Source organism: Paraburkholderia phenazinium, from assembly GCF_900100735.1.
Lineage (GTDB): Bacteria > Pseudomonadota > Gammaproteobacteria > Burkholderiales > Burkholderiaceae > Paraburkholderia > Paraburkholderia phenazinia.
In genome coordinates, this window is the sequence record NZ_FNCJ01000004.1 from 197,935 (window position 1) to 212,011 (window position 14,077).

The window sequence follows — 14,077 nt, forward strand, 5'->3', positions numbered from 1 at the left end:
TCAGAAGGCGCGATCCCGTGACAGACCTCTCCCTGCAGGATTTTCATCTTTTTGTACGACTCGCCGAGTCTCTGTCCGTCGCCGCGGTAGCGAGGGAACGCAATGAACATCCTAGCCAGGTATCGCGCGCTTTGTCGAGAATGGAGACTGAATGCGGTGTGCGCCTGTTTCATCGCAGCACTCATGGACTGTCGCTCACTGATGACGGATGCATCTTTCTTGAACACGCCAAAACGATTGCGCAAGACGCGACCCGCCTGGCAGACGATCTGGCATCGCGCAGCAATCACGTATCGGGACTGGTCAGGATTAGCGTTGCATGCATCCTTGCCGAATACGTTCTGATCCCGAAGCTGCGCGACCTGGTGGATCGGCACCCTGAGCTCAACGTGAGTTTGCATATCTCCGATAGACAGGTTGATATGTCGACCGAAGGCATCGATATCGCAGTGAGAGCAGGCATCCCTCCGCGAGACACGCATGTGGCGCGTAAGCTCGGATCACATCGGAGGGCATTGTATGCGTCGCCCGCCTACCTGGCCGCTCGCGGAATTCCCCGCTCGCCACACGATCTGGTGCATCATGATCTGATCGCCAATGCGGCAGTTAACGCCCACAACCAATGGCCATTTGACGGCGACGACGAATTCTCCACCTTGCCCGTTGCCGGGAGGATTCTTGCGGACAATACGTCCGCGATCGTATCGCTCACGCGAGCAAACCTGGGGATTGGTCGAATCAACAAAGTCATCGGCGCGGAACTCGTGGCGCATGGAGCGCTGACGCAGATCCTCGAAGACTACGAAGATACGACCGAGTTCGACATTGCGGCAGTAACGCTCGCGCCGAGAAATCGTGTTCCAAAGATCCGTGTCTGCCTGGACTTTCTGTCTGAATGTTTCCGGGAGTTTAGGGAGCGTGCCTAAGATGGCATGACCCGGATCGGGCTGCTTTAGTCAGGGTTGTTGCCTGCGAGCCGACTCTTGATCTTGTCGGCGCCGGCCTGCGCACAAGCCTCGTCATCGATGCTTTTTGGAGCACCACTCACCCCGATGGCTGCAATTGCTTGCCCGTTTTGCTTCACCAAAACAGAGCCCGGCAGGAACAGAAGACTCGACGTTCCACTGCTTGCGGTTGCTGGAAGGCTGGGGGAAAAGCCGGTGATCATCTTGATCAGCGCGCTATTCGTATCTGCACCGATCATTGGCCCCATGCTCATAATGGTGTAGGCCTTGCGAAACGAAAACCCCTGCGAGTGAATGGGGCTTCCGTCGCCGCGGGCCTGGATCTTGATCACTCCATCTGGGTCTACGATAGCGACAGCAACTTTAAACCCCCTCGCCTCACAAACCCGGATGGTCTCGGTCGCGGCATCCATTGCCAATGAAAGTGGAAGCGCGCCGGTCGGCGACGAGGTTTGCCCGCTCGCGGAGATCGACAAAACAACGCCCGCGCCGAACAAGGTCAGTCCTGCCACCATTTTGTACAGGAGGCCGCATCTCGTCGCGCTATCGTGGTCAATCTTCATCGGTTGCACTCTCACGTTAATGTCCACCCGAAAATGCCCAAGCTTCCAGGTCCCGTTGACCGGGGCTAGGGCGATGGCTGGACTATCGCAGGGCCTGCTTCCTGCGGAAAGCGAGTGATGTGCAATTCGGTATTGCAGAACAAGCACGAGCTACTCCGGCACGTGGCGCGGCGGTGCCGGCTCCGCAAGCTAGCAGCGGTTCCTCTTTATGACGCGCGAAACCTGGCCACCGGTGAAACCGCTCTGGTGAGCATAAGGCGCACAATCAAGCGGCGCAGTCAGTGATTCGCTTACAGCGAACTGACCAACGTAGCGAAACAAGTCCGTCTTGAGCTTGATGAAAACAGGGATCGCCCCCGCCCGCCTTGCGAGCGTTCTTCCGGCGGCACGCGCTGCAGCGCCGCCGCTACAGATGATGACCTCAGGCGCGTGCGGGTTGAGATCGGGCCGCAGGCAGGCCGCTACCACCTTGCCATTCCTGGTCGGCAGAAAAGCGTCCTTACTGCCACCGCAGAAAGCGTGGATGTACTCGCGGGTGTAGTTCTTGTCGATTTCAAACATGAGAGATCTCCTCGAAAGGAATAACACAATTTTGTTACGCAAAGAAATACAACCAAGGATAACTAAACATATAAATTCCTCTTCTCACACCGATGGTGCAAGCAGGCGCACGGACGTGCACGCACGCGCTGCGAGTTCACGCTCGCTAGACACACCCGTCCAAACGCTGGTGAACCCAGCATTCAGATGGTGCTAAATAAGGTGCACGGAGAAGGCTACTGCGGCGCGCACCGTCTGCCTGCTGGCAAGACGGCGGCTGAGAGAATGGGCTCGCGGACGTCCTGCATCCATCGGCACATTCTTGACGCTGAGCCGATAGACACTCTTTCCATCGTTGCTGGCAGGCGTGACGTTGAGATAGGTCGCATCTTTATCCGGATTGCCGCCCCAGGCAGCGGCAGTTCCGACGAGGTGCCGCACCGGGTCCACCTCAGCTTGGGTGCCGAACGCTTTCTTGAAGTCGGGTATGGTCGAAGCAAGAACAAGACGAACATCCCGCACCTTCTTCTGGCTCGCTATGTCCCAGTCGGGAAGGCCGACGTACAGGTCGGACTCGGCTCGGACGAAGTTGTCGACGCTAACTGGAACGGTGGCGCTGGTTGTCGGCGCGGCAGGGTTTTGCGCGTAGGCAGCACCAGGAATGGCTAAAGCGGGGCTCATGAGACAGGTGGCGATCAATGCCCTTTTTCATAGGTTATTCCCCGTCGTTTGTTGGGACTGAGACGCCAATAGCTCGATGGTGACCTTGGACTAATAACCCAGTCTCCAGCGATCAGGCGTGTTCATGCCGAGGGCCAATATGCCTTGAAGGGATCCTGTGAGGTGGGGCCCGACAGTTCGGGCGTGGAACGACGCCAAAAAAAGAAAAAGCCCCGACAAGTCGGGGCTTTTCTTTAACTTCTGGAGGCGCGAGCCGGAGTCGAACCGGCCTAAACGGCTTTGCAGGCCGCTGGATTTTTATTCAGTTCAACCACTTAGGCCCATTGACCAGTCCATTTAACCACCCCGCCGTACCGGTGACGGCGAAATACACCCCAACCTCTGATTCGGGTTTCGGTCCTCATACCATCATCAAAAGAGCCGTACCGACTAAAGGATATCAATGTTTTCCGTATGCCTCACAAGGTTATTACGTGTTCGTCAGCGTGTAAAAGTCGAAGAACCGACCCTTGGGATCTGTCGTAACGCTGTTGTGTAGCCAAGAAAAGAAGTCGCTTATGGTGTCGTCGTCGGACCAGTTATCGACTACGGCGTTCTCAGGTGAGAAGACAACCTCGTATGCGATCGCACCATCGATGATAAGACGAAAACGACGACGCCCGGGCGGCACCGGATCCAGTTCCGACGACGAATTCACCTTCCGCACCGGCCAGGTAACGTCATCCATGAAAGCAACTGGTCCTGTCGGCGTTGCATAAACTCCGTAATGATGCCCATGAACTACCGTGAAATAGCCGCGGTCAATCTGTTGCTCCGCCGTGCGCGCGACATGCTCCAGCGGCCCTTGGCCGGCGGCATAACGAAGGATATCGCTTGCCCGGTCATAGTTCCTGATGGCAAGAATCTTCATGAATTAGCCTCCCGACTGGCTATATTTCGCCAGCGTCGAAGATGGCTGCTTGCCAAGCCAGTCAGAGAATCCCCCCAGCAACTTATTGACGTCGGGATTGGGTCTCTTCGCGGCACTGATAATCTTGTCATAGTCACCGTTGTACTTTTCCTCGAGATCCTCAAAGCTTGGACCGAGTGGATCGCCATAGCGCTCTGTGTTGACATCGTAGATGTAGTCTCGTAACGGATCAGGAGTGGCGTCCTTATACTCGACACCGAGGTCGCGACGCGCCTGATGCATTGCCTGTGCAACATCACGATCGCTCAAATCCTGCTCCCTTAGCGTTGTCTCATAGTCCGACAGGCCTGCAACCCTACCTTCGTATTCTGCACGAAGCGGACTGTTCTTGAAGTCCTCGCCCATCTTCGACGTAATACCAGATATGGCGTCCTGCCGCGCCTCTGCCTCGGGAACCCCACCCCGAAGAAACGCGGTCTCGGCCGACGTGGGGTCTACCAGTCGCCCGGCGAGTTCCGATCCACCCTTGGCACCGGCGAACCCACCAACAAGACTGCCACCGAGCATCGCCCACTTCTGGCCATCGGAGCCCTCACCGAAATACTTTCCGCCCAGCCACGATCCTGCCTCACCGCCAGCAAAACCGCCAACAGTTCCCAATACTGCAACAAGCGGCCCGGCGAGAATCACTGCCGCAGCAAATCCAACTCCGAGCATCGCCCAGTTAACCCAGCCAGGAACTTCCGGGCTAATGTTATCCGTGGTCGCTGTCGATCCACCTATAAAGACGTTCGGTGCACCGTCGTTGATGATCGCGCTACAGGTGAGCTTGTCGCCTTCGCGGCTCGCTGGCCAGCTATTGATGAATACAGTTGACGACCCTTGCGCGACAAGCTGCTGTCCCGAATGGTCATGGCATATGCCCTGACTCAGATGCGCGCGCACCGCGGCGCGGCTGTTGATGAACACGTTGGGCGAGCCTGTTAGAAGACTTCCCGTGACATGTCTCGGCGCCCAAGACATAGTACCTAGCAACTCGCCCAACCCACCGCCGGCGGAGGCACCTGCGGCGATCGCAGCGACTACCACAAGCGCAGCGCCGCCGGTTGCCACAGCGATCGCGGCGCCGAGTATTGCGCCACCAATAAGGCCGGCAATCATCCAGCCTTTCGACGCCGTATGCGCGACCGGATCACCTAGCCGTGCCGCAGCGAGCAATGCATTCACGCGTACTCTCCCAGATACCGATCAGTGCGCATTCGCGACACTCGCCAGATAGTCCCGCACGTCGTCCACACTCGATAGCCCACTCATGCCCTTGACGGATTTCAGATCGGCGAGGCGATCTGCAAGCGGCGGACGCGCCAGTGGATCGACGCTCCACAGCAGGAAAATCCGGCCGTCCGGCGCGCGCCATCCGGGTTGACCAGCAGGAGCGAGATCAAGCGAGAGCGGGTCGCCGGTCGCGCCATAGAACGATATGCCATCGAACATTTCCGTCACATCGTGGCGGAACAGCTCGGTCATTCCCGGCAGCGTATATAACGCCCCACTTTTCTCGTTTAGGACGAATACGACGCCAATCGCCGAAGCGGAAATCGGAGTCGCAACAAACGCGGGGGTGTCCGGACGCTTCAGCACAACACTGCTGACCATGCTCGCATATTCCTTCGTCCATTCCTGCGTAAACCCTTTAGGACACGTCCCGATAAAGGCGATGACCACAGGTTTTTCTCCCCGCGCAGCAGACATGACGACCGTCTGCCGCTGATGAAGCAGCGTGCCGTCGGACACCCACTGATAATCAAGCTCGCGTGCGGTCTCGCCATCGACCTCGCGATTCTGTATTCCCTTCAGTTCGAAACGCGGTAGGGTCTTACGCATCTCCGAGACAAGGCGCGTTGCAAAGGTGTCAACGGTGTCATCACGCTCCATGGGTGCGCGCGAGACGACAAACGTGAACGGACTACCACCATCCTTGTCAACGGTAAATACGTGCATCGTCTTGTCGATGAACTGTGCGGGCAAGTCGATTACCGCATCATTCATCTGGTATTCGGACATAGTGAGACTCCAGAGTCAAGGTGCGCGGAGCGCCAAACTGCGCCGTGGGATGGAAGTTCGCATCAGGAGTTGGCAATCGGGCGCCGAAGGTCACGTCAAAGGCAAGGCGCTCAAGCCGGTGGCCACTGACCACCAGCGGCCACGATGCGCTTTGCGACCGCGTCAATGCGTTCGAGTTGCGGCGAATCCTTGGGGGTAACCTTCAACTCGTTGTAGAGCGTTTTGGCGTATTGCAGGCCGTTCTCGTTGACGATCGTCGGATCAGCGCCGTGCGCAAGCAAATAATCCACAGCCTCCCACTGGCGCAGTCGCGTTGCGCCAAACAATGCGGTCTCGCCGAGGGAATCACGCTGGTTGACATTTGCCTTATGCTCCACCAGCACCCGTAGTTGCGGAAGAAGGTTGTCTTGCGTAGTAGCAAAAATCAGGGGGGTATCGCCGTCGTAGCGCATATCCGCACTCATGCCCCCGGCCAGCAACGCCTTAAGGAAATTCGGTGTATCCGCCCGCGCCGACATAAATGCGATGTTGCCGTTCTGACCGAAGGTCTGTTCTGGCTTGGCACCATCTTTAACCAGCTCGCTGATGATCTGGAACCGGGTGTTATTTGCGTCCTGCTTTACGGGGACAGCTTCCTGCATTGCGAATGAAAGTAGCGTCGTGTTCTTGTTACCCGGCGTCGCGAGATCGGTTTTCGGCGCCAGATCTCTGACCCGGGAGAGGTCACCGTCATGCACCGCCTGCGCGAGCGAAAGTTGCTGGCCCGAGAAAAAGTCTTCGGGCGGATAGCGTTTGAATCCTGACATGTGTGTTCCTTGAGCCTCAGCGGGCCACCAGAAGGGGGAGGTCAGACCGACCGCTGCGACAAGCGCTCCGGCAACGGCAATATGTCTGTATCGCATTACTGTCCGCCCAGTTGTGAAAGCAAAGACGACTGCTGGTCCGCGACCGTTGAATTCATCCCGTAGAACACGTCAGGCATCTTGTGGCGGTCGAATGTAAACGTGCTCGTCCCTGGTATATCAACCTGCTGCCCGACGGCCGGCGGCATCACCGCCGAGGTGGCGTCGCTGATCGGCCCCAGTTTGCCTTCCTGCATGCCAGTCAGAATATCTCCATCGACGCGATAGTTCGTAATGCTTGACGGCTGTTGCGTTGCGCCATACAGCGGGAGCGTTTCTGGGTTCAAACCCGATGCGTTGAAGATCGTCGCCGTTGAACCGCTCGTCTCGGAGGCCGCCGAAGCGAGTCCGCCACCCAGCGAGTGGCCGGTCAGATCAATATTGGCCGCGTTGCCGGAATCTCGTATCTGCTTGCCGATGCTTACCGCTTGGGAATAATAAGGCGAGTCCATTCCAGCACCCTGTTCAAAGTTATTCTCCATATCGTCACCCCACGGCTTCAGGCTTTCTGTACCCTTGAACGCAACGGTCGGCTTCATGCTGTCGCCGAACACTGCCGGGTCTGGTGCATAAGCCTGTGAGCCGAAGTTGGTTCCGGCTACCTGGAAGTCGCCCGGCTTCAAACCTAGCTTCTTGAGCGCCTCGGGGTCATTGGAGATGTTTTTCCAGCCCGGCGGCGCGGTTCCCGGGTGATAGACCGCATCGGCAAGCTTGGCCATCTGCTGCGCCTTCACGGTCCGCTGCAGGTCCCGGGCGGCCGCCTGAACCTTTGGATCTGCGCTCGCGAGTCCCGCCGCAATGATCGCCTGCTGATTCGCCCACTGGATCGCGACGGCCTGCTCCGGCGTCACGTATAGCCCCTGATTCAGGTGAATGACCGGACCGTCGATGAAGATCCCGTTCTGGTTAATCAGAACGCTCGAAGCGCCGTGCGAGAGCTTGATGCTGTCGGGCTTCATCGTGACGATGCTTGCGCCGACGCGGTGCTCGATTTCATCGGTAGCCTGATGGCTCTGTTTGCCCGGCCCAGCGTCGCTGGCGATCGCCTTGGTGTCGACGATATTGGCCGTCGTCGAGCGGCTCTTTGCGATCGTTTCGTTCAGATTCCCCGTCGAAACATTCTTGATCTCGTCGCCCTTGTGCACGGTAATCGTACGATTGCCCGCTTCGACCACATGCGTCTCGTTATCCTTGATAACGGTGTTCATGTCCTTCTGCGCATGCAGATAAACTTCTTGGGCACCGTTCACGTCCGAGAAGCGTAGCTCGTTCGAGCCTTGCCCCTTGTGCGTCTGACTCTTGATCCCCATCGTCTGGCCATTTGTGCCATGGTACGGGTTGCCCTGTTCGCCATTGAACACGCGCCCGACGATGACAGGGTTATCAGGATCGCCTTCATTGAAGGCTACGATCACCTCCTGACCGATCCGGGGTATGGCGGAACCGCCCCAGCCGTCACCCGCCCAAGGCTGTGACACACGCACCCACATCGAATCCGAGCCATCGAGCTTGCCACGCCGGTCCCACATGAAATGCAGCTTCACGCAGCTACCATCCGTGAATATCTCCTCCCCCTTTGGGCCCACCACGATCGCCGACTGTGTGCCCTGCATGTAAGGCTTGGGCGTGTGCCGCTCCGCGCGGAACGGCACATCGTACGACAGGCAGGTAAAGCTGTTGCGGTAGGGCATCTCGGCGGCGTGGCGTGTGTAGTCGTTCACCGCCTGGTGCCGCACATGCAGGATCACGAAATCCTTGTTGTTCAGTGCCGGCAAAGGGTGATTGACCAGCGTGAAGCGACCGAGGGTGGTCATTCCACCTGCGAAGCCACTGCCGTTAAGCTCATGTGCCTGCGCCTCTTCAGCTTCCATCGTGTAGCGGGCGTAACGCTGGCCGTCGTCGCCATGGTCGTAGAGTGAGTGATACTCGTAGCGCTCCGTGGTCCCGATGTTGGGATTCTTCAGCGTGCTTGTTGGTGCTTCAACGTGCATCAGCCGCGACGACGGCTCCTCGTGGTTGAAATCCCGATAGGTGATCTTGCCCACGCGAAACCGGAATGCTTCGTCCAGGCGGTCGATACCGTTCAACTCACTCGCCGAGCTGTCCGCATAGTAGGGGATGGTCTTCAGGCCGTCGATCGGCCGGAACAGGAAGTTGGTGTCGCCGATCACCAGAACATGTCTGTCCTTCTCATAACGGAAACTCCAGAACAGGCCCTCCTGCTCCATCAGCCTCGCGCAGAAGTTGTAGTAGGACTCCCGGTACATCACCATGTACTTGAGCGCGGGGCGCTTGACCCGGATGTCGAACTCGAAATCCGAAAATCCCAGTTCCTGGAAGATGGACGTCAGAATGTCCTGCGCGGTTTCGTTCTGGAATATACGACAGTCGGTGGAACGGGTGAGAAACCAGAACCACGGCACGACGCTCATTTCGTAGCGTGTGACGGTGCCGGAATTTCCGACGCGACCAAACGAAGCGACGTAGCCGTGAAAATACCGCTTGCTTTCGTTGTCGGCTGCGACAATTGTCGTCATACTGCTCGCATTCGCGCCCTGAGGATCGAGCGTGATTTTTACGCGCTGACCCACGATTTTATCGGTCGGGATATCGCCCTGATGCGACAGGAGATCGAGATGGATTTCTGGCAACTGGCTGACGTGTTCGTCCGCAACCAGAGCACTGACGAGCAGGACGTCGGGACCGAGCGTGGTTTCGATGCTGATGAATCGGTTCTGCTGCGTCAGACGCGGCCGTACGCCAGAAACGCTGTTGATCGAATCAGCAATCGAAGCCGGGGTTTTGCCGAGCAGCGACATGCCCGTCTGCGCCAGTTGAACAGCGCGTGCAGCTCCGCCAACCAGACCTGCGCCCGGCATCCCAGCAAGGGAGCCGACCTGACTGGCAATACTGGCAATCGAGCCGAAATCGCTCAGTGGACTGCCCGATCCGGACGAACCGACAGGACTACCACCGGAGCCGTTTCCGGTTGATGCGAAACTCATGATTAACCCCGTCAAGTGGTCAGGCAGACGTATGCAAATGAGCGACAAATACGCCAGGCAAATTTTTGTCTGTGCAGGAAAGGACGGCGGTTACTATATCAAAAGTAATGAGGAGTATTAAAGTGGCACTGGTGGTTTAACAGTTTTTGAATCACATATCCGGATCAGGAAATGCAGATTGGATAATCGCCCGTTTCAAAAATCCAGTTTTTACCGGACCGCAGCTCAATCCGGAAAGGTTGACCTGGTAATAGTTGGCTATCAAAGTATCGTTTGAACTCCCTGCCGGGGCGCACAGCGCCTGAGTTCAACGCCTGTGTTAGCCGAGAGAATGACAAGCTGCACGAAGTTGTTTGTTGACGCGTAAACAGCGAGAAAACGATCCATCACCTCGGCAAAAATGCGCAGGCTGCTGCCGGCAAATGCCTGCTCGTCGAGCGTCATCGTCACCTCGATACCGCGTGCAAACGCGGAGGACGGCTTCCCGACAATCCACTGCATCGTAGTGCGATGACGCAGGGATGCGATGCCTTCAATGTGTCGCGCCTGCGATGCCGACAAGGCCGCAAACTGGCGAAATAGCTGCTTCAGTTCCTCAATTCCCTCTTTCCCCAGCCGGACTGTCTGCGGCGTCATGTGGGCGATGATCCGCCACAAGGCGCCATTGCGGCGGGGCGCTCGCGCACTTGCGGTCGGACGCCGCAACAGCACGATCGGACATTTCAGGCCTGAGCCGGCAAGCTCCAGATCGCCATCAGATACTCCTACCTCCAGCGTGCGAGGCAGATCGCGGTTCGTGCAGGTAAGGTCAATGGCCAACGCCATCGGGGCGGTCGTTGCAGGCTGTCCGTCCAGGCGAACGAGTGCCAGTTCTGTCTCGTATCCGGGTGTCACCTGCGCGGCCCTGTCATCGCACCGGACTGCCCAGTACGGGCCGGGCAGGTGGCGCGAGCTACCATGCCGCATTGAGAGGAAAGGGTGAATGACCGTTTCGCCGTCGGACGCTGGTTTCACCAGCCGCACCGCGTCGACCGACCAGACCTCCGTGAGAGCGATGTGCTTCGCCTGCGGCTCGATGGGATATAGCGACACGCCCTCTTTCGTTTCGATCGGCGCTGCCTCGCACTGGAACAGATTGACCACCGGGGTACAGAATAGCTTCAGGTTTTCTGCGCTGAGTTTCGCCATCCGTTGTCCGGCCCGCGAATCCGCATGCACGCCGGTAATCGCCAGATGAAGTGTAAGGCGTCGGCATGGGCCAGCTGCCTGCCTGAGTGCAGCGAGATCGATGTCGACAAAATCGAACTTGTCAGGGAAAGCGAAATACTCCATCAGCGGACCCAACGCATCCCCCGCATCGTGAGATCGGTCGAGCAGTGCGTCGACGTCGTCAAAACCCGCTACAGAAACCGGTAACTGCCGCAAGGGTTTCCATTGGCCCCGGCCGTCCGGCTCGACAAAAGCGGCGGTCGCACGCAGCAACAAGCCATCAATGAGCGCAGCGACAATCTCGCGCTGACCGCTCAGGTGAATCCGGGTGCTGTCCGGCAACGAGGCGGTGCTGGTGTTTTCCGTCGCGAAGGCAAATGTGATCGACATCACGCCGGTCGCGTCTGGCGGCAAAGACACGCCCATGGGGGCAAACGCCGTCAGTGCATACCGGGCGTCCGCAATTTCAAGCGGGGCAAGTACCACATCGTATGCCGAGCGGAAGCTGTACCCGCTCCCGTGCGACGTGAGCTGCTGGCCTCTCGGAAGCGTCCTGGGGGCGGACAGCCTGTTGATCAGAGACCGGATGTCGAACTGCACGATCGAGCACGAAGGAAATGGCCGCAGGTACTGCGGAAGCAGCACTTCCAGCATCGCTTCGGTGAACTCCGGGTAGTCGTCCTCGAGCTTCACGTCAAGGCGAGCGCCAAGCAGCGCGAAAGACTGGAGCATCCGGTCAACGTGTGGATCTTCTGAGTGTTCCCCCGCTATCGCCAGGCGTGCGGCAACTTTGGGGAAATCTGTTGCAAAGGTGCGCATCGCGCGGCGCAGCCGCGCCAGTTCCCGTTCGTAGTGCGGGAGCAATTCTTCCATCATGATCAGGCTCGTAATATTGAGGCTCCCTGGCGCAAAGTAACCTGGGAAAGAGAGTACCGGCGCGGCCACCGATTGCGCGGTCTCTGCATTCCGGTGGGCCGGCTCATTCAGGATCAGCAGACCTTCACGCCCACGGATGCATCCGGCATGGCACCGGTCATTTACAGTCCGATCCGGTCAGGGCGAACAATGGTCGGGCCGATAAAGACCAGCTTACGCAGCGACGAATGCGGACCGTGAGGCTGCATCTTGAAATGTGGCCGTCGCCAATGACCGCGCTTCTCATGATGTACCAGCTCGGCGTCTACCCTGATGTGATCAGCCTGCTCCCAGTCCAGAACAGCAGGTCCTACGATATGCCGATCGTAAAGATGCTCGATCTGCGCAAGTCGTTCCTTGCGCTTGCGCTGCCCCAAGCCTTTAAATTCTCCCGAAGCGTTGCTGTACGCACGATCAGCATAAACCTGCGCGCCGGGAATCTTCAGGTACAGGAGCAGCTTCACGGCGTAATCGAAAACAAGACGCCAGTGCTGCCGATCCGCCTCTACTTCATCCTCCGACATGGGAGTGTCGGCCTGATCTTCCAGCACCTGCTGAATGGTCTTACCCGAGTCCACCCACGGGTATTCGAGATACTTGACGCGCATACCGCCATCTTTGAATTCCTGCCACGTAGCCATCGTCAAGGACTTATAGTGCGATCTATCGGCCTCCCCCTGGCGACTAAACAGTACGATAGTGCGGATGCCCTGCTTGCAGCCTGGCCACTCCGGGTTGGGAACGATGCATATCGCAGGAGCCGGCAACTCGATCATGCTGACCGGAACGTCGTCGGCGATCCAGGCACTGTCAAGCAGACGATGTAACGCAACTGTAGGTTCGTACATCGCACCCTGGCTGGCGTGATAAATCTGCCAGATCAGGCTACGGTGCGTGAGCGCCATATCCTCGTCACTGAGTTCTGATGGATCTGAACGCCCCCACCCTCCGACAAAGCGTGGAAACTCGTTATAAAGCCTCGTGAGCGGGAACGTCGGCAACGCCGCGTGAAAATCGGCATCCCCTCTGTCCCGCCCCGCTTCCATGACCCGTTTCCACGCCTCGATCGCCCCGGTGGCCCGGTAACGGACAGGGGGCGGCAAGCGCCCATAAAGCGGATCGTCTGTGGCGATCGTCTTCTCGATCGCCACACGCAGCAAGGCGGCCACTGTAGAGCCTGGATCGTACCTGGTAAATTGTCTGACGTGCTCCACTTCGACACCTCAACGTGCGGCAGGAAAACCAGATCGGCGTCGAAAGGATAACAAATCTTCAGGAGAATCCTGGTACCCGGATCAGAACAAACCGGCAGGTTGTGCCGTATCGTCCCAACTGAAAATGATCAGTTCCTTGCGCGCGGCTGCACGGTCGCCACTACCGCCAACGGTGTACCGGATGTCGACCGTCTCGATGTGAAAACCGTTGAATGCCTCACGAATCGCCGGGTGATCATTCAGGCTCACGATCGCGCGCCCCTTGATCGAGCGCAGCCGGTCGGCCATTTTTTCGTACTCCGTGTACGGAAACGGCACGCCGTAGCCCTCCGTTTCAAAATACGGAGGGTCGAGGTAGAACAGCGTATGCGGCCGGTCGTACCGCTCGATGCATGCTGCCCAGCCCAGGCGCTCGACGAAGGTGTTCGCCAGACGCAGGTGGGCCGCCGACAGTTCCTCCTCGAGGCGCAACAGGTTAAGTCCAGGCGGCGTGGTCGTCGCCGTCCCGAACGTCTGCCCTTCCAGCTTGCCGCCAAAGCAGCTTTTCTGCAGGTAGTAAGACCGTGCCGCACCCTGGATAGCGTAACGTTTCGGAAGCAGACGGAGGGGATTTGTAGCCAATAGCGGCGTACCGGATCTGACGACCCAATCGAAGTATCGAGCAAGTGCACCGACGTAATGGCAAATCGTCGACGGAGCCATAACGTCTCTTCGCTTCATGCTCTTGACCCAGTTCTCCGCCCATTGGTAGTCGAGACCGGTGAGCGGCTGATCTCCCAAACGTTCAAGCAATGCGTTGAGTAACGAAGCATCCGACGAAGGTAGCGAAACCTTTGTCATGCACGAGCGGATAGCATCGCCGACCGTGACTAGGTCGCTACGTCTCGCAACGAGATGCTCTGGCAAGATGCCAGCGTCGCGCATCTGCTCTAGTCGTTTAACGTAGGCGCCTCCCTCTTGCTCGGTATCGAACGTCAAGGAAAGTGGCTTTGGCAGAATGCCTTTGCGCCGGATGATGTCTTCCTACGTCCCTGATGGACGCATTCTTTTTGTGGACATAGCCTCGAACGAAACGCACGCAAACGGCCAATGAGCCGATACGCGAGTGG

General features: G+C 58.1%; 12 protein-coding genes and 1 tRNA gene. 1 reads left to right on the forward strand and 12 read right to left on the reverse strand.

Annotated elements, in window-relative coordinates:
* The first annotated feature begins 17 nt into the window (after positions 1–17).
* A complete protein-coding gene (locus tag BLQ92_RS11205) occupies positions 18–926 on the forward strand; it encodes a LysR family transcriptional regulator (RefSeq protein WP_175772283.1) in 909 nt (302 codons plus the stop codon).
* A gap of 26 nt (positions 927–952) precedes the next feature.
* Here BLQ92_RS11205 and BLQ92_RS11210 read toward each other — a convergent pair whose 3' ends face one another.
* From BLQ92_RS11210 to BLQ92_RS41260, 12 genes are all read right to left on the reverse strand, one after another.
* On the reverse strand, positions 953–1,528 hold the full coding sequence (locus BLQ92_RS11210; protein WP_143016561.1) for a GlcG/HbpS family heme-binding protein: 576 nt from the start codon (positions 1,526–1,528) through the stop codon (positions 953–955).
* 189 nt (positions 1,529–1,717) lie between these two features.
* Positions 1,718–2,089 (reverse strand): DUF6697 family protein, encoded by a 372-nt coding sequence (locus BLQ92_RS11215; RefSeq protein WP_090684338.1) that lies wholly within the window; start codon positions 2,087–2,089, stop codon positions 1,718–1,720.
* A gap of 192 nt (positions 2,090–2,281) precedes the next feature.
* Positions 2,282–2,767: a hypothetical protein gene (locus BLQ92_RS40625; protein WP_244106185.1), complete on the reverse strand. Its 486-nt coding sequence runs from the start codon at positions 2,765–2,767 to the stop codon at positions 2,282–2,284.
* 223 nt (positions 2,768–2,990) lie between these two features.
* A tRNA-Cys gene (locus BLQ92_RS39930) sits at positions 2,991–3,099 on the reverse strand.
* Positions 3,100–3,218: 119 nt separating this feature from the next.
* Entirely contained in the window at positions 3,219–3,659 is a 441-nt protein-coding gene (locus BLQ92_RS11225) for a hypothetical protein (RefSeq protein WP_090684340.1), read from the reverse strand.
* A 3-nt stretch (positions 3,660–3,662) separates the two neighbouring features.
* The gene (locus BLQ92_RS11230) at positions 3,663–4,886 is read right to left on the reverse strand and encodes a PAAR domain-containing protein (RefSeq protein ID WP_208449353.1); all 1,224 of its coding nucleotides are present in this window, start codon (positions 4,884–4,886) and stop codon (positions 3,663–3,665) included.
* Positions 4,887–4,907: 21 nt separating this feature from the next.
* A complete protein-coding gene (locus BLQ92_RS11235) occupies positions 4,908–5,723 on the reverse strand; it encodes a DcrB-related protein (protein ID WP_090684344.1) in 816 nt (271 codons plus the stop codon).
* Positions 5,724–5,833: 110 nt separating this feature from the next.
* Positions 5,834–6,529 carry an ankyrin repeat domain-containing protein gene (locus tag BLQ92_RS11240; protein WP_244106184.1) on the reverse strand — a complete coding sequence of 232 codons (696 nt, stop codon included), beginning with the start codon at positions 6,527–6,529 and terminating at the stop codon, positions 5,834–5,836.
* Between the two features lie 95 nt (positions 6,530–6,624).
* On the reverse strand, positions 6,625–9,630 hold the full coding sequence (locus BLQ92_RS11245; protein ID WP_090684348.1) for a type VI secretion system tip protein TssI/VgrG: 3,006 nt from the start codon (positions 9,628–9,630) through the stop codon (positions 6,625–6,627).
* Between the two features lie 261 nt (positions 9,631–9,891).
* A complete protein-coding gene (tssF, locus tag BLQ92_RS11250; protein WP_090684350.1) occupies positions 9,892–11,715 on the reverse strand; it encodes a type VI secretion system baseplate subunit TssF in 1,824 nt (607 codons plus the stop codon).
* Between the two features lie 161 nt (positions 11,716–11,876).
* Positions 11,877–12,923 carry an AcrVA2 family anti-CRISPR protein gene (locus tag BLQ92_RS11255; protein ID WP_244106183.1) on the reverse strand — a complete coding sequence of 349 codons (1,047 nt, stop codon included), beginning with the start codon at positions 12,921–12,923 and terminating at the stop codon, positions 11,877–11,879.
* A 126-nt stretch (positions 12,924–13,049) separates the two neighbouring features.
* A complete protein-coding gene (locus BLQ92_RS41260; RefSeq protein WP_341806743.1) occupies positions 13,050–13,946 on the reverse strand; it encodes a DNA adenine methylase in 897 nt (298 codons plus the stop codon).
* Between the last annotated feature and the right edge of the window lie 131 nt (positions 13,947–14,077).